The sequence below is a fragment of the Sediminispirochaeta smaragdinae DSM 11293 genome, from assembly GCF_000143985.1.
In the GTDB taxonomy this organism is placed as follows: Bacteria; Spirochaetota; Spirochaetia; order DSM-16054; family Sediminispirochaetaceae; genus Sediminispirochaeta; species Sediminispirochaeta smaragdinae.
Window position 1 is genome coordinate 3,765,773 of sequence record NC_014364.1, and the last position, 25,753, is coordinate 3,791,525.

Genomic DNA, 25,753 nt, shown 5'->3' on the forward strand with positions numbered 1-25,753 from the left:
GTGATACGACAAGCAGCAAACCATGGAAACCATTGAGATATTCAGCGCGCATGAACGCCGTCTTCTGCGAAATATCGAAGAAAACATGCAGGGCCGTTCCCCGGCCCTGTCGGCCCTTGTGGAACAGCGTAAACAGGACCTTTGGCAGCTTGCGGGTATCATAGAACGTTCACCATCGCTCACCGGCGACTTAGGCATAAGCGGAGAAGTACGAACCCGGGGCTCGCTGACAAGACGCCTGTGCGACAGAGGGCTTTTGCAGGTTACCAACTTGCCCACAAAGGCCGTTCTCGGCTATGGATTCACCGTCACAAAGCTCCATTTCTTCGGATTGCTGAGAAAGATCGGCCGAAAAACCGGTCTTCCCTTCCAAGAACTCCAGGAACTCGATGAGATCTACAGCATGATACTCTTTACCCTCATGGCCGAAGAACTCTACAAACAGATGCTTTCAAAGGAGAGAGCCGATAGGCCATGGATCCCGCATATTGCCAAGGAACTTCTATCACTCTGGGAATACCGTTTTGAGGCAAAAACAGTCGATTTTGCGCTGTTTCTCAGAGACCTTTGGGTTGCCCGGCAGCATATTGTACCGGCACTGGGGACCCTGCAGGGGACGGTGGAACTGCTCCGTCTCAGCATGCGGCTTCCCCTATTTTGGGGGAATTTTATTGAAAGCCTGCATACCGATCCCTCAATACTTCCGGCATTGGAAGAATTCCTCTTTAATCTCAGCCACGAAGAGATCACGCTTCTGCGAAGCGTCATGAAGGAAAAGAAACTTACGGCCATCGACCGGAAACAAGCAAGGGAGCTCCTCGGGAAAGAGGAAGAGCAGGAGCATGAACTTCCGGCCCTTCAATTGTACAGGAGCTTCCTCCAACGTCAGCAACTCACTCAGCTTCGAAGATGCCGCAACACGGACGGCCCCAGACGAAGCATCGAAGAATATCTGCTTATCTACCTCAAAACCCGGAAACCGCTCCCTCAGTCGAAAAGCGACAACTGATCATCATCTGCCGTATCTTTCCGATGGGCAGCTGCCTCCCGGCGATCGAAGAGTGCCTCTTCTATCGCGGTAAGGAAAGGGCTTTCCTTTTGCACCACCGTTTTGCCGAAAATGGTCCTCTTGGCGGCGTAGGAGAGCAATAGTTCCTGCCTTGCCCGGGTCATTGCAACGTATAAGAGCCGTCGCTCCTCTTCCACATCCTCCGACTTTTCACCGACCAGGGTGCAGGGGATGATCGAATCCTCACAACCGGGAATGAAAACAAGATCAAACTCAAGCCCCTTTGCGGCGTGGATGGTCATGATACTTACCGCCTGGAACCGAGCGTCGTAACGGTCGCTGCCGGAGGCCAGGTGCGATGCCTCCACAAAGGCCTTTGCATCCCCTCCTGGTGCCCAATAGCGGGTAAGTTCATTCTCGACCTCTTCAATATCCACCTTTTCCTCAAGCAGATTCGAATCGGAAAAGCATTCAAGGGCAGCCCGAAGCGTTGAAGGTGGTTCGGCAGCCCCTGTAGCCGCTCGACTGATACGTTCAATATCGCTTGAAAAAAGGGTAGCACGCTCTCCATAAGCAAGAAACCTGATCCAGTTCAGGAACGTACGATAAGGTTCTCCGGAAAAAAGAGAATCGGTTCGTATCGTCCGGAAAGGGATACGGTGATCGGTAAAGGCCTTTTCAAGGATGGGCATCTGCATCGAGGTACGGCATAAAACGGCAATATCCGACAGAGCAATCTCACCATCGCTACCCGCCCCGGCAACACCGCTATCGAGGGAAAAGAAGCCCATACCGCCGCTGCGTTCTTCAATATCCCGGGCAATCTGTTCGGCCTCGGAGGCGGCGGTCGCCGTCTTTCTGACAGCAATCTTAACACCCGGCCGGGGACCGGCAAGGAGCGGAGCCCCCCCTCCAAGCAGCTGAGAAGAAGCCTTGAGAACCGTATCGGGGCAGCGATAGCTTCTGGAAAGAGAAAAAAGCTTCGCCGCGGAAAAATCGACGGCAAAGCGGCGGATAAACTCGGGAGAGCCTCCCCTGAAGCCGTATATGGACTGGTTCGGATCTCCCACGGCGCAAAATTCTGCCCCCTTCGTCAGGATTCGAAGCAGTTCATACTGGACGGGATTGATGTCCTGATATTCGTCAACAATGATGTGACGGAACCCCTCTCTCACCGAATCCATGATATCGGGATGCGCTTCGAAAAGTCGAAGCGGCAAGTAAAGAAGATCATCGTAATCGAGGCAGTTATGGCGCTGAAGCAACCCCTGATACAAGTGAAAGCCAGCGAAATCATCGCTCGACACTTCCGGTTCAGGGAGTATTCCGTTCTTTACCCTCGATATATAGCCGATAAGATTTTTTCGTTCCCGGATGGAAAGATCACTCTTTGATTTCAGAAGGGCCATTTTCTCTTCATCATCGATGATAAGGAAATCGCCTTCGCGCTCCAAAAGGGCGAGGTGCGGCTTTACAATGGCAAGTCCCAGGCTGTGGAAGGTGAAAACCCTCACTCCATCGGCTTCGGAAAGGGAAGAATTCACGGTGATTCCCGCGGACCGCAGCCTGTCCGCCACTTCTCCTGCAGCCTTGTTTGCAAATGTGACGGCGACAATAGATGAAGGAACGACTCCTCCATGAATAAGCCGGGTAACCTTTTCAATGAGGGTACGGGTTTTTCCGGTCCCCGGACCGGCAATGATAAGACTCGGGCCGCCGCAATAATCGGCGGCAGCTTGCTGCTGGAGATTCAGTCCTTCTGACAAAGAAGATGACGAAGATGATTTTGCCTGAGCATGTGGAAGGTTGTGGGTTTCCGGGTCTGCTGCCTCCATCGTCATCTTTTTCTCCTCCTGAAAAGCAGCGAGGTCAAATTCGATCAGGCCCAGCGTGTCGGGCGGGGATGGAGCCTCACGCTTTCCGAAAAGGGAGAGGGCGTCTCCTTCTACAGGAGGCTTTTCTCCAGGATTCCAGATTTTGATCCTGCCATACTCCCCATCGAAGCCGGGAAGAGCAAGGACCTGGCGCTGCCGCATCCTTTCCACTGCCTCGGCAAGATCCGGTCCCGCAAGGGTTCGGATTTCTTCGATCTCCTTATACAGCAAGATATCGAGCTCCGAGCCGAGGTGGTTCAGACAATCGACGTAACGCCGGCCGACCTTTTTCGAGCCTGGCCCTAGCCCTTCCAGCTCGGCAATAACCTCCTTTAGCGGAATCAGGGAGTAAAAGGGATCGCGGTTGGGACGATTAAGGGGCTCCTTGCGATCGGCAAGCTGGGCAACGCGATTAAGTACCCCGACGGTGACGGGACGCCCACAGACCGGGCATCGGCCGCCATGGTGGAGCGTCTGGAGGGGATCCCAGGAAACACCGCACTTGCGGTGGCCATCGAAATGATACTTTCCCTCCTGGGGAAAGAACTCTATCGTCCCACGAAAGCCGGCTTTTCCCCCTCCCCTCATGGCTTCGATGATCTCGTCATAGGAGAGGCCGGTATCAAAGAGGTTTGCCTCTCTTCCCAGTTTCTCCGGAGAATGGGCATCGGAATTGCTGATGAGGGTGTATTCATCCAAAAAAGAGCAGCTCCAGTTCATGGGAGGATCGGAGGAGAGTCCGGTTTCCACGGCAGAAATGTGATCGGAAAGGTCCCGATAACAGGCTCTGATGGAATCAAAGCCCGACTTAGATCCCAGAGCGGAGAACCAGGGGGTCCAGATATGAGCCGGGACAAAGAAAATGCGATCATTGGCTTCCAGACAAAGCTCCAGCAGATCCCGGGAATCGAGACCGAGAATGGGGCGTCCGTCGGAACGAATATTCCCGCCGAGCCGCTCAATCTTTTCCTGAATACGCTCCACCGTCGGAACATCGGGGGCAAAGATTACGTTATGGACCTTTCGTACCCTGTCATCATACTTGTAAATTGAGCTGATCTCTGCGGTAAGGAGAAAGCGACAGGAAGCAGCCTCACCTTCCGCACCGGAAAGAACCAGCCCGGCCTCTTCTCCTCCAAGGCGGTATTCGTTTTTCAACCTGAAGAGGCCTGGTTCGGCAGGTTCAAGCTTCTCTTTCAACTCGGCAACCCAACCCGGATGGGTAAAATCGCCGGTACCGACAACCGAAATTCCCTTGATTCTGCCCCAAAGATCGAGGTTTTCGGGGTTGAGCTGCCGGCTGGTGGCCCTTGAATAGGATGAGTGTATATGAAAATCACCAATAAAGCGCATGGTACAAGCTTATCCCTTTTCGACCTTTTTACAAAGAGCACGGATGTGAGCTCCAACCGCTATGAAGTAAGGAGAATTCAAGCTATCATCTTCCGCGATGCACATCACAAGAATACCTACATTGTTCCAATGGATCTTACTATTTTTTCCCTCGGCCCTCACAGCAATTGCAATAACGGCCCTTCATCTGCCGGCAGGCTGGCTCCTCGGCCCGATGATGGTGGGAATCATCATGGCAATCATAGGGCTACGGCTTACGATACCCAAATTCTGCTCCCAGCTGTCGCAAGCCCTCATGGGATGTCTTATTGCCCAGAGCTTAACGCGACAGATTATCAGAGAGCTGGGACGACAGTGGCCACTCTTCGTAATCGTCATCCTCTGCGTCATGGGCCTGAGCTGGGGGCTCGGCTTAATCCTGGCACGCCTGCATGTCATCCCTGCTAAAGAGGCAATCTGGGGATCGTCTCCGGGAGCTGCCGGAGCAATGGTGATTATGGCACGGGCCTTTGACGCCGATGACCGCCTGGTTGCGCTCATGCAGTATACCAGAGTCGTATTGGTCGTTCTCGCAGCATCGATTGTCACATCAATATGGCTTGGTGGAGGCGGAGAACCGAAAGGCGGCCTATTCGACGGTTGGGCCCAGTTTCCTGATAGAACAGGACTTGTATCGCTCCTCCTTCTTGCAGGCATCGGGGTAGTTTTCGGTTATACGCGCATTCCCGCGGCTTCGATGCTGGTGCCGATGTTTCTGGGCGTAGTGGTCAACGTAGGAGGAGGGGTCACGATAACAATGCCCCAGCCTCTTGCGGTATTCAGCTATCTGATTATCGGATGGGAGGTAGGTCTACGTTTCGACCGGGAAATTCTGACCTCCTCCCTCCGCGTGCTCCCACGAATCTTCATAAGCAACCTGCTATTGATCCTTTTGTGCGGAGGCCTTGGTTTCGCCGTAAGCCATCTCTTCAATATCGATCCCGTGTCTGCCTACCTGGCAAGCAGCCCGGGAGGCGCCAATACCATTGCGATCATTGCCATGACCACCCCTGTCGATGTTCCCTTTATCATGGCCTTGCAGGTATGCAGAATGGTGTCGATTATGCTTCTCGGACCGGTGATCGCACGGGCCCTGGCAAAACGAGTGGAGAGGTAATATCATCCTCCGCTTTTTGGAGATCCTATAGTGTCAGGAATATTGGTGATAGTGCCTGCATCCAAATCAAGGCTTAGGCTATCCGATCAGCCCCCGAGTACACCTCATCAACCGTAAGATAAAAGGCGGCTTTCGGCGTAAGTTGCGGATGCTTTACATGTACCCATTTCACAACAGAGTCATACCGCTCGCCTTCGGTCACGCATTCCGCCGTACATTTTATCTGATAGGATTTCATGGTATCGGGATCGAGCACGGTCACACTCATGCGAGGGTTGGTATCGAGGTTCTGCCTTGTTTTATTAAACTTATTATCGGCAACGACAAGCATATCATCGCCGGCCGCCTTCACGTATGTTACATAGATCAGGTTGGGGATGCCGTCGGAACTTGCAGTAGCGATGCATGTAGGTTTCGTCTTTTCAATCGCAGTCAGTACTTCCTGTGTAAGTTTAGCCATGATATAACTCCAAAGTTTTTGTATGGAAACCAAGCAAAGAGGATAATGGTTCCTTTCATATAGTACCAGGCTCTTCGCGCTTCTTCAATGAACAGGCCGCTAAAATAGCAGAATCCTTTTGCATTGTTTTCGAGGAAGGAACAAGAAAGAAGCTGCGGGGCCGAATCCCCGCAGCAAATCAGCAACTACAGAGCTGATACTTCTTTTATCACATTCGCCATCTCTATGGCCGAAACCGCTGCATTGAATCCATGGTTCCCGGCCTTTGTCCCTGCCCGTTCAAGAGCCTGCTCAATGCTCTCGGTGGTAAGTACGCCGAAGATCACCGGAACCCCGGTCTCCATGGAAACCTTCGCAATCCCCTTCGCGGTCTCGGCGGCGACAAGATCGTAGTGTGTGGTAGCACCCCTTATCACCGCACCAAGACAGATAACCGTGTCGAACCTGCCGCTTGCAGCAAGTTTTGAAGCGACAAGAGGAATCTCAAAGGCCCCGGGAACCCATACGGATATTATTTCGTTTTCGTCGGCACCATGCCTGACAAGAGCATCTCTTGCTCCCTTTTCAAGCTGATCGGTAATCAGCGAATTGAATCTGCCTAAAACCAGAGCGATCTTAAGATCAGTTGCGTTTAAAGAAGAAGATATCGTCATGCTTTTACTCCTTTTACAATTTCATGCTTTACCCCGTCGTATCCGTTTGACGGCTGTAAGAGATATGCCTTTAGTTCGGCAATCGACAATATTCCGAGGCCATGCTTTTCGGCGAAGGACCGAAGCTCGGCTCCTGAAGCCATATCGTCCGTGCGGTCGCTACAGACCTCACAGATTGCCGCTGCCTCGACGGCCCCGCAAAGCCGGGCCAAAGCCACCGCTGCCTCGGTATGTCCCTCCCGTTCAAACAGGCCCGCTTCCTTCGCTAGGATCGGAAAGATATGTCCGGGTCGTCCAAAATCGGAAGGACGACTCTCTTCCGATGCCAAAAGTTTAATTGTTTCGGTTCTGTCGGAGACAGAAATTCCGGTCCCACCGTTTGCCGCATCGACAGACAGGGTAAAAGCCGTCCCGTGAAGGCTGGTGTTCGCCTCGGTCATGGGCTTGAGCTCCAGGCGCCGAGCAATGCCCTGGCTGATTGCCATACATATCAAGCCCCTGGCATGACGTGTCATAAAATCGACATGCCTGGTCTCGATCCTATCGGCAAGGACAACGATGTCCCCCTCGTTTTCACGTCTATGGTCATCCGTAACTATGATCATTTCCCCGGCTGCCAGCCTTCTGACAGCATCATTTACATTAATTATATTCATCTAATACCCCCATGCTTCCAATCTGTCTTTACTCAAAACCGGAGCAGTTTCCAATCCGCGAAGAAGGAGATCACCCTCAATATTGAGAAGGTCCCCGGCTTTTCTGTACTTCAGTGTCGTCGACTCCCAGGTTTCTGGAATGATATTTACTTCAAACCTGTCGGCACGGCATAGCGAAACGGTCAAACTGATTCCGTCGATCCCAACCGACCCCTCACCGATGATTCCGGTCCCAGGACCTGTGGGAGCCTCAACACATAAAATTCTGGTTCTTCCTTTGCTGCGCAGGGAAAGGAGCCTTCCCCTATTCTGAACATGGCCTTGAAGGATGTGTCCCCCAAGGGGATCCCCCGCCCTTAGTGCAGGCTCGAGGTTGACATTCTGGTTCGGCTTCAACATTCCTATCGTAGATTTCTGCATCGTTGACACCACGGCCTCGGCTTCGAAACCTGAACCGGAAAGGGCATAGACCGTCTGGCACACACCATTCACCGCAATAGAAGCGCCTGGTTCGAGCAGCGTGACGATGCCGGGGCAATCCACCCGGTACCTCAGACCCGAACCGCCCGCGCCGATCCTCACACACCATGTGACGGTACCGATTTCCCGAATCAATCCCGTAAACACACGTGGGCCTCCCTCCTTTCGATTCCATATGCAGGTACCGTCCCGTAAATACAGGTTCGGAAGGGCAGAGCTTTCCCTGTCGGTTCAAAAGCTCCCGGCATGAACTGTTTGTGAAATACGTTGCCTTCAGGCATAAAAAAACTCCTTCGGACAAGGAGTTTCGGGTACGAACAAACAAGCCGTCTGTTCTAAAAAAGGATCTGGTATCAGTGAGCGGGAAAGGAACTTCCCAACTCAGATTTTCTCCCATCCGGACTATAACCGTTGGCACCGGAATCTAACCGGTTCAGTTCCTCAAACGAGGAAGTCGCGGGCTTTACCGCCAGTAAGGAATTGCCGTAGTACGGCTCACCTTGCCCCGAAAATCAAGTTGTCCAATAATTAATATAGATATGTTGTATACCCGTGCAGGAGATCTGTCAACGGCCTGTTATCTTTTTCTACTGTTCGGAATCCTGGTGATTGAAGAAGCTCAATTTCTTTTCCTGCAGTCAACTACAAGCCAAACTATGAGGAAAAGCATGCACCAGCCTAAAACCAAGTGTTTTACCAGCAAAACGGCATAAAAACCACCAGGATTCCGAACACTACGTTTATCTTACATCAAATGTTACTCTCCATGACCCGCAAGCTCGGCAATCTCGGAAATCCTTCTGTCCAGCTCGGGACCGAGGCCGTGAATATCTGCGTCAAGAAAGCCTCGAACGATCATCGAAATGGCTTCCCGTTCTTCCAGCCCGTGGGCCATCAAGTATTGTACCTGCTGGGGGGCGATCTTTCCTATGCTCGCCTCATGGCTCATATGCGCCTCTTCATGATGAGAGCGCAAACCGGGAATGGATTCGATATAACCATCTGATCCAGGGGTAATCAGCATCCCAGCACAATCCACATGGGCATGACATTCGGCATTCCCTATGAGTAAGCCCTTTTGGATGATCTTTCCCCCCGTACAGACTGCACGATGGGCGATCTCTGCGCTAGTGCCCTCCGCATTGAGATAGACATCTCCCCCTAAGGTAATCATGGAAGCCTCGGAGCCAAGAACGATGCTGAAATATTTCGCTGATGCCCCCGCTCCTTTCAAATATGTCACGGGATTGGATTCCATGATCCCCGCAGGGCGAAGTGATATATAGTTGCTCACATAACTTCCGCCGGTGTCCACAATGGTCGCGGAATGAGGCATCACCCGAACATCCGGGCTCCAGCTATGAATCATGGTATTGGTCAGCTTGGCATGTTTGCCGACGTATGTCTCACTCACCGCGATGTGCTCGCCCCCCTTCATGAAGGGATTTGACACACAACCGGTGATGAGCTCAAGCTCGGCATCCTCTTCAAGGATCACCACATTATGAAGCAGCTGCCTGCCAAGAGATCCGGTCATATAGAGGGCAGCCTGCGACGGAAGTTTGGCCTTCTCTCCCTCCTTGACTCTGAGAAAATAGCCGAGCGGTTTCTCAGAGAAGGCCTTGTTTTGGGAAAGGGGACTCGTTTCCTCGGGAATCAGCCCCCAATAGTACCTTTCCCGCAGCCAGTCGTAGGTTTCCAGTGCATCGGCTATCGGCAGGAGCTCAATTCCATCCACGTAGGAATATGAACAGACAGGAGAAGCGTCCTTCAACACAAATGTCCCGGACCTATTTTCTTCTGCACTTGTCACGGCAACTTCCGAAAGAGCTTCTCTGTCTTCAGGTTCAAGGGCCTGAAGCTTTCCTGCGATTCTATTATGAGATGCTTTCATGTCTTTTACACTCCACACAGGATCCAAATCCCGATGTAACGATCTTGTTCATAATGATCTGCGGATTTCCGGAGCAGATAAGCTCCCCACCAAGCATCACGTGGGTTTTATCCACATGAATATACTCTGCCATTCGGTTCGAGTGGGTTATGATCAATCCGGTTCTGCGCTTTGCAGGAATGTCACGCATCGGTGAGAACAAGGTGTTTATCATTGAACTCAGAAGCTCCAGACCATCGATATCAACACCCGAATCAGGTTCATCAAGCATTGCAAAAAGAGGCTGCCTGCTTATGAGAAGAAGGATTTCCGATTTCTTTATTTCCCCGCCTGAGAGGCCTTCATTGATATTGCGGTTCAGAAAAGAGTCCATATTCGTCGATTTAATCAAACTATCTATCTCATTTCTCCTTTCCGGATGATCCGCCAAGAGGTAATCAAGCAGCATTTTCAGTTTGACCCCGTCTATTGAAGGGGGCCGCTGTTCGGCCATACCGATACCGAGGCGCGCCCGGTCCGTTATATCAAGCTCGGCCAAATCTTTTCCCATCATGGAGATGCTGCCACCGACAATTTCATATTGGGGATAGCCGGTAATGGTCATCATCAGGGAAGTTTTCCCACTTCCGTTTGGCCCCAGTAATAGATGGACCTCACCTTCCGGTATATCAAGATTAACGTCGTGGAGAACCTGTTTCCCCTCGACTTCGACCGTCAGGTTGTTGATATTAATCATATATCCCCCTATATAATCAGGATGAACAGGAGAAACTACACATGCTTCCCCATCATTTTGTCGAACTTCTCTACAAAGGATCCTATGACTTCCAGTTCATGCGTATTTAAATCTTCCAGAAAGGTGAAGAATTCGCCGTCATGCCGCCGATGGTACTCTTCGTGGCCGTGATAGGCTGTAAGCCCCTTATCGGTAAGAGAAACCAGTATCCTGGTGTTGTTGCTTTCGTCCGGGTACTTTCTCACTAACCCTTTTTTTTCAAGCCGCTTCAGAATCTGCGAAGCAGCCCCCCTTGTAACCCCAAATTTCCTTGCGATCTCCGACACATGCAAAGACGCATAATCACCGAGAAGCTTTATAACATGAATCTCGCTACGGTATATTTCAATATCCGTATCAAATCGCTGGGAACACTTGCTGGTAGCGGCAATTTTTTCTACAAGACACATGAAATCTTCAATCAGTATATCCATAGTAGCCTTCTTTAACTAACTTAACCAAGACTAATGTATAGCCACTATACATACTTGTCAAGCATCCGCTACCCCACAAAAAAAGTATAAAGAACACGTAAATCCGTAAACAGCGGAATTGACTACTAATTTAGTATATATTACTCTACAATAGAATCGATAGCCAAAGCTTTTTTTATTACCTTTAGCTATTAAGAAAGAGAAAGGGAGATTACTATATGCCGCAAAAAAAGCCGCCAAGAGGAAAAATTGTCAGAAGGCTGGGGGTCAATCTCTTTGGAAACCCCAAATACGACAGAATACTCAAGAAAAAGCCCAATGGTCCGGGAAAATCCCCGAAAAACAGGCGAGGAAGGAAGATATCGGATTATGGTATGCAGCTTCTTGAGAAACAGAAAGTCCGATACTGTTACGGCCTCTCCGAAAAACAATTCCGTACCACCTTTTTTGAAGCAAAAAGGAAACAGGGCGTCACCGATGAGATTTTTATCCAGTTACTCGAATCGCGACTGGATAATAGTATCTATCGTCTCGGCTGGGCCGTATCGAGAGAGCAGGCCAGGCAGATGGTGAGCCACAAGCACTTCAAGGTAAACGGACAATCGACGAATATTCCATCGATACGTCTGAAGCCTGGAGATGAAATTGCTGTACGGGATAAGAAAAATATTCAGGCAATCATACGAGAAAGAATTGTAAACTCGGGACGGGCAAGAACACCATGGCTCAGTGCCGACAACGACAAGCTGATTGCGACATATGATGCACATCCGTCACTTGAAGCGGCAAAGCCCGTGGGAGATCTCCAGGCAATTATCGAGTTCTATTCAAAATAAGTGTAGTGTTCCGAATCCTGGTGATACTCATACCGTTTTTCCGGTGAAATCCCTTGCTTATACAAACAAGAGGCATTACCTTCAAACTGAAGGGTATCAATCATTGCAATTTTTATGAGGGGTATTAGATGAATAAAAAACAGTTGGAAGTCATGAAAAACGGCAAGGGATTTATCGCCGCCCTTGATCAAAGTGGAGGGAGCACCCCCAAGGCTTTGGCTGCCTACGGAATAGAAAGCAATGAGTATTCATCGGAAGCACAAATGTTCGATCTGGTACATCAAATGCGTACGCGTATAATAAAAAGCCCGGCCTTCACAAAAGACCATATTCTGGGTGCCATTCTTTTCGAACGGACAATGGATAGTCTTGTCGATGATATGTATACGGCCGATTTTCTCTGGGACAGAAAGGGTATAGTGCCCTTTCTAAAGGTCGACAAGGGACTTGCAGAGTTGCAGGACGGCGTCCAGGTCATGAAACCGATTCCCAATCTCGATGATGTCTTGTCTCGGGCTGTAAAGCGAAATATCTTCGGTACAAAAATGCGTTCGGTAATAAAGGAAGCTAACGAGACGGGAATAAAACGGATCGTCGATCAGCAGTTTGAGATTGGAATGAAGATAGTCGGCTACGGGCTTGTCCCGATTCTTGAGCCTGAGGTGGATATCCACTGTCCCGAAAAAAAACGCTGCGAACAGATCATGCGGGAAGAAATTATTTCTCGTTTGCGGCAAATAGATGAAACGGTACGCCTGATGTTCAAGCTTACCATTCCGGATGAAAACAACTTTTATGCTCCATTAATGCATGATCCCCGTGTTGTCCGGGTCGTCGCACTGTCTGGCGGGTATACCCGGAATGAGGCCAACAATAAGCTGGCCCAGAATTCCGGTTTAATTGCAAGTTTCTCCCGGGCATTAGCCGAGGGATTGTCTGCCCGGCAAAGTGATCAGGAATTTGATACGGTCCTCGGAAGCTCCATAGCGTCTATCTACGAGGCTTCTATAGCATAAGAGAAAAGGGGCCTTTTGCATATTTGCCTTTGCAACAGGCCCCTTTATCAATCCATCACTAAACGTTGTTAATTATTCTGATATTGTGCTTTTACCATTGATGAAAAAATCCCCTGCTGCTTCTCCAATTCCCACGGTGCGCCTGTTTCGGCTATCGATCCATTTTTGATAACAACAATCTTGTCTGCCCCGGAAACGGTCCTCATGCGATGGGCGATAATCAAAACCGTCTTGTTTTTTATAAGTTCGCTCAGCGCACTCTGAATTTTGCTCTCATTCTCCGCATCCAGTGATGCCGTGGCCTCGTCCAGCAGGATAATCGGCGCATCTTTTAGCATGGCCCGGGCTATGGATATGCGCTGTCGTTCGCCTCCGGACAATTTTTCCCCGTTTTCTCCGATCAAGGTGGCATATCCTTGCGGAAGCCTGCGGACAAAGTCGTCGCATTGAGCCAAGTGTGCAGCCTGTAAGATTTCTTTATCACTAGCCTCTTTTTTCCCAAGGCGTATATTATCCATGACACTTGCATTAAACAGGGTCACATCCTGAAAGACGATTGAAAAATTCTCCAGGAGGGTTTCGGGGTCAATGAGGGAAATATCTTCTCCACCCAGGGTTATGCGACCATTGTTAATATCCCAGAAGCGCGCAGACAGCTTGGCAACGGTACTTTTCCCGCCGCCGGATGGACCGACAAGCGCCGTTACCTCGCCCTGCTTTGCGGTAAAGGAGACATGTTTCAAGGTCTGCATATCATCCTGGTAAGAAAAGTCGACATTACTGAATTCGATATCATAATTCTTCGGCTGGAATTCGGTACGACCTTCCTGCCGTGGCATATGGTCCATCTCTTTCATGCGGTCTATACGCACGTTGAGATATATCAGTGCCGCAAAATTGTTCAAGGCCTCCATAATCGGGTTATAGATCCGTGCCGCAACAACAAGAAAAACGAGATAGGTAAATATACTTATCGTCCCGGTTGATACGAGATAAGCACCGGCCAGTATGACGCTGGGAAGGCCAAGCTTCAATATCGCATACGAAACATTGATAAGGGCGCCGGTCAAAAGCTCTGATTTTATCAATGTTTCTTCGTAATTGTCCAATTCCCCATTAATGATAAGAGAACGAGCCTCCTCCCTGTTATAGGATTTTATCTCATGGATGGCGTCCAGCCCCTCCTGAATACTATCGGAGATACCTCTCTTCAAGTTATACAGCAGCACATGCGATCTGCTTTGGAATTTTCTCGACAGATAAAAAACCAAGGCGGCAACAGGGACCACCCAGAATACGGCAAGAGCGAGCTGCCAGTTGTAAAGAAACAGCATCACCCCCATAATGATTATGGTGACAATTGCGGCATAGAGCTGAGGAACGGTATGAGAAAAAAGCTGCTCTATCTGTGTGGCATCTTCCATTATGGTAGAACTTAGATCGGCGACATCCTTTTTTCCGAAAAAGGCCAGAGGTAATTTCCGCAGGGTTTCCGCCAGGCTGATTCGCCGACGAGCGCTTTCTTCATAGATTCTGGTGTAGGCCGAATCGTATTGGAAATAGGTAATGATAAGCATCACCAAAAACAATATGAAGGCCATAACAACATAAGAGAGGATGCTGCTGCCCCGGCTACCTGAAGCATGTAAAAGAACGCCTAGGTATTCATCCAAGAATTTAAACCCAAGGACCACCGGGAACATAAAGCTGAGATCCATTACAATGGTCCAGATAATGGCGCCGCGAAGATCTTTTGCGCCCTTCTCGGACATCGCGTATGTCTTCTGAAAAAACCTGATCATATTATTCTCCTATACCCACAGTCTCTTTGGCCGCGATTTTCCAGGCAACGGACCTTTGATATTCATCCCACATGGTCTTATAGATCCCGCCGTTATCCAGCAGCTGTTGGTGAGTGCCTTCCTCCGCGATCCTTCCGCGCTCAATCACCAGAATCCGGTCGACATGTTGTACGGTGGTAAGCCGATGGGCAATCATCAGTGTCGTCTTTCCCCGGCTAAGCTCTTTCAGAGCCTTCTGGATGAGGTGCTCGTTTTCCGGATCTGCAAAAGCAGTGGCTTCATCCAAAAGCACGATGGGGGCATCTTTGACTATGGCTCTGGCAAGGGCGATCCGCTGCTGTTCTCCGCCCGATAGATAGGTTCCTTTGGAACCGATTACCGTGTCCAGTCCATCCGGAAGTTTGTCAATTATTTCCCTCGACTGTGAGGAATCGATGGCCTGGGAAATGGTATCGTCATCAACATTCTTCTTTCCAAAAACGATATTTTCCCGTAAAGGACCTTTAAACAGTCGCGTGGTTTGAAAAACAAAGGAGATCGTATCCATCAGTTCTTTCCTGGGGATATCCTTGACATTTATCCCTCCGACCAGAATTTCCCCCTCATCCACATCCCAGAAACGCGCAGCCAGCCGGGCAATGGTTGTTTTGCCTCCTCCCGATGCGCCGACTAAAGCAATTGTTTCGCCTTCGTGTAACGTAAAGCTGACACCATCAAGGGCGGGCTGATCACTGCCTTCGTAGGAAAATACAACATCCTTGAATTCCAGGCGGTGATTCATAATTTCTTTTGTGATTTCGCTATACCCAAGGCCCGGATACTGTAAAAGCTTATCCAGTCTGTCGATGGCTTGTTCCGCGATCATTGCATTCTGCTGAAAATACATGGAACGCATCAAAAGCAGGGTAAAGATAGGAGAAATCAACATGTAAAAGACGAAATCGGCCAGCACGAGAGGGATCTCGGCTCCCCTTCCGATTAATAGGATTGCAATGGGAATTAAAAAGAAGCCGGCGGATTCCATAATCGCGGTATAAAACGACATGGGCCTTCGCCAGAGCAGTGTATAGGCATGCACCATCTCCTTATATCGGATAATGCTGTCGTGAAAACGCTTAAATGAAAAAATACTTTGTCCGAAGGTTTTCACAACCGGAATACCGCGGATATATTCCACGGATTCCGAGCTCATCTCCTCCAGAGAATCGAAATACTTCTTTTGGAACGTTTTTCCCTGAGAGCTCATCATGAATTTCATGGTGATGAATCCCAGGATAATGGGAAAAAGGGACGCAAGCCCCATCCTCCAGTCCACGACAAACAGCAGCACCAAAAGGATTATGGGAGAGATGATACTGCCCGCCATATCCGGAAGCTGATGCGCCAAAAAGGTGTGTGTCGTACCGGCCCCGTCGTTTACGATCTTTCGGATTTTTCCGCTGGAGTGCTTATCGAAAAAGCCCAGCGGCATCGACAGGATCTTTTGCATGCCGATCTTCTGCATACCTACCTCCACCCGAAAGGCAGCAAGGTGGGAGCTCATAAGCGCACAGAAGTAAAAGACAACACCGCCCAAGGCACAGGCAAACGCTACCCATGCATAGAAGCCAACACGGGTCATGTCAATCGCCGAAGGGTTTGAGAGGATATTGCGTGTTATGTACCATACCAGCACAAAAGGCAGGATATTGAGTATTGCGGAAATTCCCGATAATACCAAAGCCAAAGGCAAAAGCGCTTTCTTTTTACCCATATAAGGTAAAAACCGCTGTAAGACAAATTCTTTTTTCTTTTCAGGCATCGTACCTGACCTCCTGATCAACTATTTTTTCCGATGTATCCCTCTTCCCAAAGATAGATCGTTGCAAATCGCCAACATTGACGTTTCCTCTACATGAAGCTTAACGGCATAATACGCCAATCCTAATATAATTTGTTTAACCTAATTTTAAATCAAATTCAATACCTTGATTCCCCAATTGGTACGAACTTGTTAAAACAATATGTTTTAGTAACTAAAACATATTGACAGCAACAGTGAAAGTGATAATACTTTAGTTACTAAAATAAATATGGGATTATTGTATGGAAGAAAGCTCGAGGATAATGCGGCAAGCGGCAAAGATACAGAGTCGAATCAACTCCAATGATAAAAAGCCTCGTCCTTTCGGAACAAGTCAATTACTGCATCAGTCGGAAATCCACTTTATCGATGCCATAGAACAGGGAGAAGGGATAAACGCATCCCGATTATCACAAAAGCTGGGGATCACAAACGGTGCGGTTACACAAATTGCAGACAAACTCGTAAAGAAGAAGCTCATTCGTAAGTACAAAAAAGAGAGCAACAAAAAAGAAGTATATCTGAAATTAACGGAAGAAGGAGAAATTGCCTTCGACAACCATAGGATATTTCATAAAGAGCTACATGACAAAATAGTCGAATACCTCGACGGCCTAAACAAAGAACAAACGGAGGCTATACGCGGGCTCATGGACGTCATCGAGCACTATCTACCAGATCTATCAAAGGAGGGACAACAGACATGAATGTTTCCATACTGGTATTCAGCCCGTCAGGGCATACCCTAAAGGTCGCCAAAAACATTGAAAAAGCTTTCAAGGAAAAAGACAACACCGTCAGACTCATCAACATAACAGGCAAACCAGAGTTTCTCTATGGGGAGCATATCAAAGAGGCCCTTGAGAAAGCGCTTGGCGAATATGATCTCCTCTGCATAGGAGGTCCGCTGTATGCCGGCCATGTTGAACATACGATTTTGCAGACAATCGGGGCCCTGCCTGTTCCCGACGAGCAGCATTCGAAGCTTGCGGTACCCTTTGTAAGCTATGGAGGTGTACACAGCAGCGTCGCCCTTGAAGAAATGGGGAAGAAACTAAGAAAGAAAGGGTACAAATCAATACTCGGAATCAAGATAGCCGCAAAGCACACCCTTACGTCAACGTATGCCAATGTGATCTATGAGGACAAGCCAGGCCCGGAAGAAGAAAAGCTCATAGCCGAAGCCGTGGAACACGTTATTTCTATTATTCACACTAAAGGGAAAGATGCTGAAAACCAGTCCAAAGCATTCAAATACGCCCCGCCCAAAGAGCGGTTTTTGTTTAAAATCTTCAGTCAGGAAAAACTCCATAGAAACTTTAAGCAAGTGCGTATCGATGCTGCGAAATGCATCAAGTGCAAGAAATGTATATCGGCCTGTCCTGTCGATATGTTCACATATGCAGATGGCGAAATTGTCATGCATCGGGACAACAGTAGCTGCATACTCTGTGCGGAATGCTTTCATACCTGTCCCGCAGGTGCCATTGAACATCCCTACATAGAAATGGGAAGGAAACGGCTCAACGATGGATTTGCAAAGCTGGAAGAACCTGCATCCGCCCTGTATGGAGGCAGATGATGAAACTACTGATATTCGGTGCAACCGGCGGCACGGGCCATGAGATTATGACACAGGCCCTTGAACAGAACCATATTGTAACGGCGTTTGTACGCAATCCCGATAAAGTAAAACTGGCACACAGCAATCTCAGGATTGTGCAGGGAGACATTCTTGATTACAAGTCGGTCATACCGGCAGTCGAAGGGCAGGAGGTCATCCTTTCGGCTCTCGGAATAAGAATCCTGAAAAAGAATACCATTATTTCGGACGGAACGAAAAACATTCTCCGTGTTGCAGAAGATACAGGAGTCAAACGGTTCATCTGCATGTCGGCGATAGGAATAGGGGAAAGCAAGGCCCAGCAAAATAGGCTGGGCCCGCTCTATAACCGGTTTATGATCCCTTTTCTGCTCAGGAATATGTTCGCTGATAAGGAAATCCAGGAAGGCTATATCATGGACAGCAATACGGATTGGACTCTTGTTCGGGCCGCGATTCTGACAAACGGCCCGAAAAGCGGCAGATACCGTACGCTTACCCCTTATGATCAATCTGTTACAGCAAAAATATCCAGATCCGATGTTGCCGATTTCATGCTCAAACAAATTACCGACGACAGCATGCTGCGCAAGGCGGTAAGCATATCGGATTAGATAAGCCGTAGTACAAAACATCTTGTGTCTCTTACGTTTGATCCCGAAGTAGACTGGCCTGTGCCGCTTCCTGTATTTTCAGGGTGACATGTTCCAGCAATTCCGAATCGATACCCCATCGGTGCCAGTACTGGGGAATGATAATTGGAGCCAGGGGCGACAGATCGATAAGTCGGTGATCGGCCTGAACCTGCCGAAAAAGGGGATCAGGCAGAAATCCATAGGCAACTCCACTGCTGATCATATGCAGATATTCACTCTGCGAGGGAATAATATGGGAAGGTACATCAAAAGGGGCAATCTTTAACACTTTCTTTTGATACATTCGCATCATCTGGCTTTCAGGATGGAACAGGATCGCCGGCGCAGCGGTCATGGATTCCGCTGTTATCCCTAGAGGAAAAAAATACTTTTTAAACTCCTTCGTAGCAACACACCGGAGAACGAGATTGCCAAGATAGGTAACGGAACAGCCCCTGGAAGGCTGACTTCGAAGCGAGATACAACCTGCCAGATTTCCCAACTGAAGAAGACGATGAACAACCTTTGCTTCGCCGACATGCAGATCGACCAGCGTGAATTTCATAATCAGGCGCAGCACAGGAAGAAACCAACTGCCAAGCGTAGAAGCGCCCACTCCCAGGGATAAGGCCGTTCCCGAAAGCCTTGTTTCCGTGCCCCGCTCCAGGTCCTCTTCCAGCAGCCGTATTTTTTTAAAATGGCTGTATAAAGGGATTCCCGCTTTGGTTGGAACCGGCGGATTCGAACGAACCAGTAAAGGCTCTCCCACATAGGACTCCAGATGTTTCACCCGCTGCGTGACCGCCGATTGCGTCAAGCCGAGGGCATCAGCCGCCCTGTCAAAGCCGCCGTATTCGATAACCGCCCCAAAGGCTTCGATTTGTCGATAATCAAACATATGATATTATTAGCATAATTAATAATATATTAAAATATATAATTTTACTAATAATTGCGTGTTCATTATTATGTTAGTGAATCTTCCAACAGAAGGAGCACTGCAATGGAACAATGGAAAGACTTTAATACCGGAAACTGGAATAACAAGGTCGATATACGGGATTTTATTCAGAGAAATATCGTTCCCTACGAGGGAGATGCATCCTTTTTATCTCCGGCGACTGAAAGAACGAAGAAGCTTTGGGAAAAGGCTTCAAAACTCATACAGGAAGAATCCCAAAAGGGAATTCTCGATGCAGAAACAAACATCCCCTCTACCGTAATTTCCCACAAACCAGGATATCTCGACAAAGAAGATGAGTTGATTGTCGGTTTCCAGACCGATAAGCCGCTTAAACGGGGGATTATGCCGAGAGGCGGATTGCGGGTCGTAAAAAAAGCTCTAACGGCCCACGGATATGAGCTGGCCCCCGAGGTGGAGAAAATATTCAGTACATACAGAAAAACCCATAACGACGGGGTATTCAGCGCCTATTCAAGTGAAATACGCAAGGCCCGTCATTCAGGAATCCTCACGGGCCTGCCGGATGCTTACGGTCGGGGACGTATTATCGGTGACTACAGAAGGGTTGCCCTGTATGGAATCGATTTTCTTATAAACGAAAAGAAAAAATCCTTCGCGGCGCTCAAGACCCCGATCATCGATGAAGAGGTTATTCGAAAAAGAGAAGAGATCTCGGAGCAAATACAAAGCCTCAACGACCTGAAAACAATGGCAAGCATGTACGGATTCGATCTCTCCCTGCCTGCAGGAAACGCCAGAGAGGCTATTCAGTGGACCTATTTCGCCTATCTCGCTGCAATAAAAGACCAGGACGGGGCAGCCATGTCCCTTGGCCGTGTTTCTTCCTTTTTCGATATCTACATCGAACGCGATTTTACCAGGGGGATTTTGACAGAGGCAGAAGCACAAGAGCTGATGGACCAGTTTGTCATGAAGCTGCGAATGGTACGCTTTCTCAGGACCCCGGAGTATGACGAACTGTTTTCCGGCGATCCAACCTGGGTAACCGAATCGATCGGAGGAATGGGGGTCGACGGCCGAACCTTAGTAAGCAAAAACAGCTTTCGAATGCTTCACACACTGGAAAACCTGGGACCGGCACCAGAACCAAATATGACGGTGTTATGGACCCCCCGCCTGCCCCTGGGGTTTAGAAACTACTGCACGAAAGTCTCGATAGACACTTCGGCGATTCAATATGAAAACGACTGCCTGATGCGGACCTATTTCGGAGACGACTATGGAATAGCCTGCTGCGTTTCCGCTATGAAGCTCGGGAAACAGATGCAGTTTTTCGGCGCCAGAGCGAATCTTGCAAAGGCCTTGCTGTATGCCATCAACGGCGGAAAGGATGAAAAAACAGGCGATCAGATTGCCCCCAAGTACGAAGCCATTGTATCGGAATACCTGGACTACGATGAGGTTATGGAAAAGTACAATGTCATGCTGGAGTGGTTGGCCAATCTCTATATCAAAACACTCAACATTATCCACTTTATGCATGACAAGTATAACTACGAATCCTTACAGATGGCACTTCACGATGATACGGTTGTGAGGACCATGGCCTGCGGTATTGCCGGATTATCGGTGGTTGCAGATTCTTTATCGGCAATCAAATATGCAAAGGTAAAGGTTATTCGTAACGAAAGCGGACTTGCCGTCGATTACGAGGTTGAGGGCGACTACCCTGCCTTTGGAAATAACGATGACCGGGTTGATCTGATTGCAAACAACCTTGTCGAACAGTTCATGGAAAAGCTGCGTAATCAGAAGACATACAGGAATGCAGAACCGACACAGTCCATTCTTACCATCACAAGTAATGTTGTGTATGGAAAGAAGACCGGTGCTACCCCCGACGGACGAAAGGCGGGTGCGCCCTTTGGTCCGGGAGCCAACCCCCTTCACGGAAGAGATACCAACGGTGCCCTTGCCTGTTTTTCCTCAATTGCTAAGCTCCCCTACGAGCACGCTATCGACGGGATTTCGTATACCTTTTCGATCGTGCCACAGGCCCTGGGAAAAGATGAGCAGAATAGCGTGAACAATCTCACAAGCCTTCTGGATGGCTTCTTTCTTGATGGCGGACACCATGTCAATATTAATGTTCTGAACAGAGAAACCCTGCTGGATGCCATGGATCACCCGGAAAAATACCCGCAGCTGACCATTCGCGTTTCCGGCTACGCGGTTAATTTTGTGAAACTGACACGGGAACAGCAGCTTGATGTTATCAACAGAACCTTTCATGACATTCTATAAGCAAGGAGAACAATCATGATGCCGGTAACCGGACGAATCCATTCCCTGGAAACCTGCGGGATGGTCGACGGCCCAGGGATTCGCTTTCTGATATTTACCCAGGGCTGCCCGCTTCGCTGTCTGTACTGTCACAACCCCGATACCTGGAAACGAACGGGCGGAAAGGAGGTTACGGCACATGAAATCATTGAAACGGCACGCAAGTATAAGAACTATCTGCTTGCCTCCGGCGGTGGGATAACCATCACCGGGGGTGAGCCCCTTTTCCAAGCCGATTTTGTACAGGCGCTGTTGTTGGAAGCCAAGGCAGCAGGGATTCACACGGCAGTTGATACCTCGGGCTTTGCCCCGCCTGCAGCACGGAAAGCGGTCCTTCCTCATGCCGATCTCGTTCTTCTTGATATAAAATCGGCCGTTCCCGCGCTCTTCAAGAAGATTTCCGGTGTTTCCATTACGTATACCCTGGCTACGCTCAACGAGCTTAAAGAGTGGAATGTACCGGTATGGATCAGGCATGTCGTTGTCCCCGGATTGACTGATAAGCCGGAAGATGCCGAAAAATTGGCACACATGCTGAAGGGCTACCCCAATATAGAAAAAGTAGAAATTCTCCCTTTCCATAAAATGGGAGAATACAAGTGGGAGCAACTGCATGAACCCTATACCTTAAAAGAGACCGAAGCTCCGTCAGACGAGCTGATACACAATATTCGCACAATCTTTAGCCGGACAATGAATATACCGATCCAATAAAACGGAATAGCATATAACACGTTGTGTCGTTTCTTGGTAAACACCTGCATTGGTTTCCACCAAAGGTTCCCGATCCCGCCGCCGAACCTCCTTCGTTTCTGTTCATTCATTCCATTCATCCCACGACAGCTTCTTGATTGATTCCATTCAAGCAAGTATCATAGTGCGATGGATAGTGGTAATGTTCTAGCTATTTCGTTTTACCAAATTGTATAGGCTATAATGCATTTTCACTTCACCTATTACTTTATTATCTCTCTTATCTCCACATTTTCGACTCTACTTCTTGCACTCTACGGAGCGAGACATCTGCAGGTACCGGGAATCAAACCCTTTATCGGCTGCCTGATCATCGGGGCGTTTTGGTCTCTCATGCAGGGATTCGAGTTCATGGGAACAGAGCTTTCCACGAAAATGTTTTTTGCCAATATGGAATACGTAGTCGCCCCCCTGGCCCCCGTTATGTGGTTTTTCATGGTCGTTTGTTTTATCGGCCGCAGGGAATGGCTCTCTCCCGGGAGGATAGCCCTCCTGATTTTGCTTCCGGTTCTTACATCACTTCTTGTATGGTTCGATCCCTGGTGGGGCCTTGTAAAACGTGATTTTAGCTTGATAGAACAGCGCCCCTTTCACGTGATCGGAAAAGAGTACGGCCCCTGGTTCTGGATTATCTACGGCTATGGCTGCCTGATAAACGGGGTTTCCATGCTACTTCTTATCAAAACCATGATCGACAATAAGAAAGCATATAGATTCCAGGCCCTTTTCCTGCTGGCCGGTTTATCCCTGATTGTCACCTTCAGTACCCTCTATACCCTGCAAATCATTCACTTTTTGATATAACTCCCCTGATTTTTACCGTATCGATCATCATAACCACCATCGGTATCAGGAGATTCAACCTCTTTGACCTTGTGCCGGTTACCAGAAATTTCATCTTCGAGAAGATGGACACCGGCGTCATCATAGCCGACCCGCAGATGCGGATAATAGATATAAACGAGACAGCATCCATGATGCTCGACCTCAAAAACAAGCGGGTTATCGGGCAGCCTCTTCATGCCTTTCTGGATACTGTGCCCGACCATTTTCCCGACACGGCAATGCAGACAAACGAAATTCACCAGAAGACCTGAGAGGAGACTATGCTCCTCTCAGCCAACCCCGTTTAACGGCAATGATTTTGTTATAGAACCCCAATGATATCCTTGACGGAACCAAACAAGTATTTCGGGATAAACTCGGTGCTTGCAAGCATGCTTTCATCGGTTTCACCGCTCATAACGAGAATGGAATCTATCCCGTTATCCAAACCAGTTCGAATATCGGTATAAAGCCGGTCTCCCACTATTGCCATATCCTCTTTTTTCAAAGAATACTTTTCCAGTATGGCGTCAATAATGAATCTATTCGGTTTTCCTATGACAAGCGGTTCTTTGCCTGTAGTCCCTTTTATCAGGGCAATCATCGAACCTGCATCAGGCATGCATCGTCCGCCTTCAAGCGGACATACAAAATCGGGATGAGTCGCAATATACTCAACACCTTCCGCGATATAGTCGCATGCAATCCAGAGTTTATTGTAGGTAAGAGTAGTATCGAAACCGAGAACAACGAAATCGACATCCTGATTTCTTTCCCGTACCAAGCTGAAACCGGCATCTTCAAATTCTTCTTCAAGAGCCGGAGTACCAAGAAGAAAGATATGTGCGTTCTTTTTTATTTTGTTTAGATACATAATTGTCGCTTCTCCGGAAGTAAATACTTCACTGGAATCGGCAGCTATTCCCATCCGTTTCAGTTTCTCTACGTATACACGTTTATTTTTGGATGAGTTGTTTGTTAGAAAAATATACTGCTTACCATTGGCTTTTATTTTATGTAGAAAATCAGAGGCACCATCAATCAACCGATCACCAAGGTATATGGTACCGTCCATATCCAGTAGAAAACATTTCTTTTCTGATAGTTCACTCAAAACAGCCCCCTCACATGTGATCTGCAGTTAATTGAATAAGTTCGGAATAAACAAAGCCACAGACTCGGAATAGGTGACCAAAAGAAGCACTGCCGCAAGCGCTATAATGAACGGCCATACTTCCCTAATAAATTTTTCGAGCTTCACATTGACTATCGAACATACCGTAAACATCATGGAACCGAAGGGTGGCGTGAGTCCCCCAATCATAATGTTAACGATAAATATGACACCAAAATGAAGCGGATCTACACCAAGAGAAACAACGGCAGGCACCAGAAGAGGAGCCAGAATGACAAGAGCCGCTCCGCCCTCGATAAACATCCCGACAAACAGCAACAACAGGTTGATGATCATGAGAAGGACAAATTTATTTGCGGTGAGAGTCATCAGCAACTCTGTTATCATCTGCGGGATTCTCTCTAGAGTCATGTAATAACCAAAGACTTTTGCACTGGCGATGATGATCATGACGGTACCGGTATTCTTTACAGTTTCCATGAGGATAAGTGGGATGTGTTTGATTTTGAGCTCTTTATACACAAAGAATCCCACCAGAAAACAAAAAGCTACGGCAATTCCTCCAGCTTCCGTCGGGGTGAACATGCCCATCCGCATCCCCAAGATAATCCCGAAGGGAATGGCAAGCGCCCAGATGGAGATGAGTGTCTGCTTTCCAATTTCTTTGGGTGTAGCCCTTTTTTCTCTTGAAGGCTTGTAGCCGCGCTTTGAAGAAATGATATAAACAGTAAACATCATCGCGGCGGTCATCAGGATACCTGGGGTATAGCCTGCCAAAAACATATCTCCGACCGGAACGTTTGCAATAAGAGCATACAAAATAAGATTTGTTCCAGGTGGGATTACCGGGCTGACCGCAGAGGATGCGGCCGTAACTGCAGCAGAGAATTCCGTAGAGAAGCCCTTCCTTTTCATCTCCGGTACCAGAATCTTCGACTGCATGGCTGCATCGGCATTGGCAGAACCAGATATGCCTCCCATCATTGCACTTAACAGACAATTGACCTGAGCAAGCCCGCCCTTCATATGTCCTGCGAGAACTTCCGCCATATTCATGAGATGAAAACTTATCCCTGAGTAATTCATGACAGAACCGACCATGACGAAAAAGGGAACAGCAAGATATGGAAAAGATTCGACAGAAGTTGTGAACTGCTGAATTACCATATTCATTGCCATCGTGTTGTTTATAAAAATAAAATAGAATAAAGAAGAACCCATCAACGCAAAACCGATGGGGATGTTCAGAAAGAACAGTACAAAAAGAACTATAATAGGAGAAAACGCTAGCAT

General features: G+C 48.5%; 24 protein-coding genes and 1 riboswitch. Of the genes, 11 read left to right on the forward strand and 13 right to left on the reverse strand.

What is annotated here, in order from left to right; translation table 11 throughout:
• Positions 1 to 22 precede the first annotated feature (22 nt).
• Complete coding sequence (locus tag SPIRS_RS17660; protein WP_013256047.1) at positions 23 to 1,009, forward strand: hypothetical protein; 987 nt, start codon at positions 23 to 25, stop codon at positions 1,007 to 1,009.
• Here SPIRS_RS17660 and SPIRS_RS17665 read toward each other — a convergent pair.
• Entirely contained in the window at positions 988 to 4,236 is a 3,249-nt protein-coding gene (locus tag SPIRS_RS17665; RefSeq protein WP_013256048.1) for a UvrD-helicase domain-containing protein, read from the reverse strand. The genes SPIRS_RS17660 and SPIRS_RS17665 overlap by 22 nt on opposite strands.
• 121 nt (positions 4,237 to 4,357) lie before the next feature.
• Here SPIRS_RS17665 and SPIRS_RS17670 point away from each other — a divergent pair, with 121 nt between their 5' ends.
• Positions 4,358 to 5,392 (forward strand): AbrB family transcriptional regulator, encoded by a 1,035-nt coding sequence (locus SPIRS_RS17670; RefSeq protein WP_245537614.1) that lies wholly within the window; start codon positions 4,358 to 4,360, stop codon positions 5,390 to 5,392.
• A 73-nt stretch (positions 5,393 to 5,465) separates the two neighbouring features.
• Here the strand turns inward: SPIRS_RS17670 and SPIRS_RS17675 are convergent, their stop codons facing one another.
• The 7 genes from SPIRS_RS17675 to SPIRS_RS17705 form a co-directional block, all read right to left on the reverse strand.
• The gene (locus SPIRS_RS17675; protein WP_013256050.1) at positions 5,466 to 5,852 is read right to left on the reverse strand and encodes a pyridoxamine 5'-phosphate oxidase family protein; all 387 of its coding nucleotides are present in this window, start codon (positions 5,850 to 5,852) and stop codon (positions 5,466 to 5,468) included.
• A 185-nt stretch (positions 5,853 to 6,037) separates the two neighbouring features.
• Positions 6,038 to 6,505, reverse strand: a complete 468-nt coding sequence (gene ribH / locus SPIRS_RS17680) for a 6,7-dimethyl-8-ribityllumazine synthase (protein WP_013256051.1) — start codon at positions 6,503 to 6,505, stop codon at positions 6,038 to 6,040.
• Positions 6,502 to 7,161: a 3,4-dihydroxy-2-butanone-4-phosphate synthase gene (ribB, locus tag SPIRS_RS17685; RefSeq protein WP_013256052.1), complete on the reverse strand. Its 660-nt coding sequence runs from the start codon at positions 7,159 to 7,161 to the stop codon at positions 6,502 to 6,504. The genes ribH and ribB overlap by 4 nt, the downstream gene beginning before the upstream one ends.
• Entirely contained in the window at positions 7,162 to 7,788 is a 627-nt protein-coding gene (locus SPIRS_RS17690; RefSeq protein WP_013256053.1) for a riboflavin synthase, read from the reverse strand.
• A 234-nt stretch (positions 7,789 to 8,022) separates the two neighbouring features.
• Positions 8,023 to 8,158, reverse strand: a riboswitch (FMN riboswitch).
• Between the two features lie 240 nt (positions 8,159 to 8,398).
• Positions 8,399 to 9,535, reverse strand: a complete 1,137-nt coding sequence (locus SPIRS_RS17695) for a SufD family Fe-S cluster assembly protein (protein ID WP_013256054.1) — start codon at positions 9,533 to 9,535, stop codon at positions 8,399 to 8,401.
• Complete coding sequence (locus SPIRS_RS17700) at positions 9,519 to 10,271, reverse strand: ABC transporter ATP-binding protein (protein WP_013256055.1); 753 nt, start codon at positions 10,269 to 10,271, stop codon at positions 9,519 to 9,521. Before SPIRS_RS17700 ends, SPIRS_RS17695 begins: the two co-directional genes overlap by 17 nt.
• 35 nt (positions 10,272 to 10,306) lie before the next feature.
• Entirely contained in the window at positions 10,307 to 10,744 is a 438-nt protein-coding gene (locus SPIRS_RS17705) for a MarR family winged helix-turn-helix transcriptional regulator (RefSeq protein ID WP_013256056.1), read from the reverse strand.
• 218 nt (positions 10,745 to 10,962) lie between these two features.
• Here SPIRS_RS17705 and rpsD point away from each other — a divergent pair, with 218 nt between their 5' ends.
• Together rpsD and SPIRS_RS17715 are read left to right on the forward strand one after the other, a co-directional pair.
• Complete coding sequence (gene rpsD, locus SPIRS_RS17710) at positions 10,963 to 11,580, forward strand: 30S ribosomal protein S4 (protein WP_013256057.1); 618 nt, start codon at positions 10,963 to 10,965, stop codon at positions 11,578 to 11,580.
• Positions 11,581 to 11,708: 128 nt separating this feature from the next.
• On the forward strand, positions 11,709 to 12,596 hold the full coding sequence (locus SPIRS_RS17715; protein WP_013256058.1) for a fructose bisphosphate aldolase: 888 nt from the start codon (positions 11,709 to 11,711) through the stop codon (positions 12,594 to 12,596).
• Between the two features lie 68 nt (positions 12,597 to 12,664).
• On the opposite strand, the gene SPIRS_RS17720 is transcribed toward SPIRS_RS17715, so the two are convergent.
• Together SPIRS_RS17720 and SPIRS_RS17725 are read right to left on the reverse strand one after the other, a co-directional pair.
• Positions 12,665 to 14,398 (reverse strand): ABC transporter ATP-binding protein, encoded by a 1,734-nt coding sequence (locus SPIRS_RS17720; RefSeq protein WP_013256059.1) that lies wholly within the window; start codon positions 14,396 to 14,398, stop codon positions 12,665 to 12,667.
• A 1-nt stretch (position 14,399) separates the two neighbouring features.
• Positions 14,400 to 16,199 (reverse strand): ABC transporter ATP-binding protein, encoded by a 1,800-nt coding sequence (locus SPIRS_RS17725; protein ID WP_013256060.1) that lies wholly within the window; start codon positions 16,197 to 16,199, stop codon positions 14,400 to 14,402.
• Positions 16,200 to 16,483: 284 nt separating this feature from the next.
• Here SPIRS_RS17725 and SPIRS_RS17730 point away from each other — a divergent pair, with 284 nt between their 5' ends.
• Genes SPIRS_RS17730 through SPIRS_RS17740 form a run of 3 tightly spaced genes read left to right on the forward strand, consistent with a single transcriptional unit; the run spans position 16,484 to position 18,458 of the window.
• A complete protein-coding gene (locus SPIRS_RS17730) occupies positions 16,484 to 16,948 on the forward strand; it encodes a MarR family winged helix-turn-helix transcriptional regulator (RefSeq protein ID WP_013256061.1) in 465 nt (154 codons plus the stop codon).
• On the forward strand, positions 16,945 to 17,823 hold the full coding sequence (locus SPIRS_RS17735; protein WP_013256062.1) for an EFR1 family ferrodoxin: 879 nt from the start codon (positions 16,945 to 16,947) through the stop codon (positions 17,821 to 17,823). The genes SPIRS_RS17730 and SPIRS_RS17735 overlap by 4 nt, the downstream gene beginning before the upstream one ends.
• Entirely contained in the window at positions 17,820 to 18,458 is a 639-nt protein-coding gene (locus SPIRS_RS17740; protein WP_245537615.1) for an NAD(P)-dependent oxidoreductase, read from the forward strand. The genes SPIRS_RS17735 and SPIRS_RS17740 overlap by 4 nt, the downstream gene beginning before the upstream one ends.
• A 31-nt stretch (positions 18,459 to 18,489) precedes the next feature.
• On the opposite strand, the gene SPIRS_RS17745 is transcribed toward SPIRS_RS17740, so the two are convergent.
• Complete coding sequence (locus SPIRS_RS17745; RefSeq protein WP_013256064.1) at positions 18,490 to 19,377, reverse strand: ArgP/LysG family DNA-binding transcriptional regulator; 888 nt, start codon at positions 19,375 to 19,377, stop codon at positions 18,490 to 18,492.
• Positions 19,378 to 19,482: 105 nt separating this feature from the next.
• On the opposite strand from SPIRS_RS17745, the gene pflB reads away from it, so the two are divergent.
• The 4 genes from pflB (at position 19,483) to SPIRS_RS22925 (ending at position 23,597) form a co-directional block, all read left to right on the forward strand.
• Positions 19,483 to 21,708 (forward strand): formate C-acetyltransferase, encoded by a 2,226-nt coding sequence (gene pflB, locus SPIRS_RS17750; protein ID WP_013256065.1) that lies wholly within the window; start codon positions 19,483 to 19,485, stop codon positions 21,706 to 21,708.
• Between the two features lie 15 nt (positions 21,709 to 21,723).
• A complete protein-coding gene (gene pflA / locus SPIRS_RS17755) occupies positions 21,724 to 22,461 on the forward strand; it encodes a pyruvate formate-lyase-activating protein (protein ID WP_013256066.1) in 738 nt (245 codons plus the stop codon).
• 222 nt (positions 22,462 to 22,683) lie between these two features.
• The gene (locus tag SPIRS_RS17760; RefSeq protein WP_013256067.1) at positions 22,684 to 23,304 is read left to right on the forward strand and encodes a histidine kinase N-terminal 7TM domain-containing protein; all 621 of its coding nucleotides are present in this window, start codon (positions 22,684 to 22,686) and stop codon (positions 23,302 to 23,304) included.
• 137 nt (positions 23,305 to 23,441) lie between these two features.
• A complete protein-coding gene (locus tag SPIRS_RS22925) occupies positions 23,442 to 23,597 on the forward strand; it encodes a hypothetical protein (protein ID WP_407635920.1) in 156 nt (51 codons plus the stop codon).
• A 50-nt stretch (positions 23,598 to 23,647) separates the two neighbouring features.
• Here the strand turns inward: SPIRS_RS22925 and SPIRS_RS17770 are convergent, their stop codons facing one another.
• Positions 23,648 to 24,439, reverse strand: coding sequence for an HAD-IIA family hydrolase (locus SPIRS_RS17770; RefSeq protein ID WP_013256069.1), 792 nt, complete (start codon positions 24,437 to 24,439; stop codon positions 23,648 to 23,650).
• Between the two features lie 27 nt (positions 24,440 to 24,466).
• Positions 24,467 to 25,753: a TRAP transporter large permease gene (locus tag SPIRS_RS17775; RefSeq protein ID WP_013256070.1), complete on the reverse strand. Its 1,287-nt coding sequence runs from the start codon at positions 25,751 to 25,753 to the stop codon at positions 24,467 to 24,469.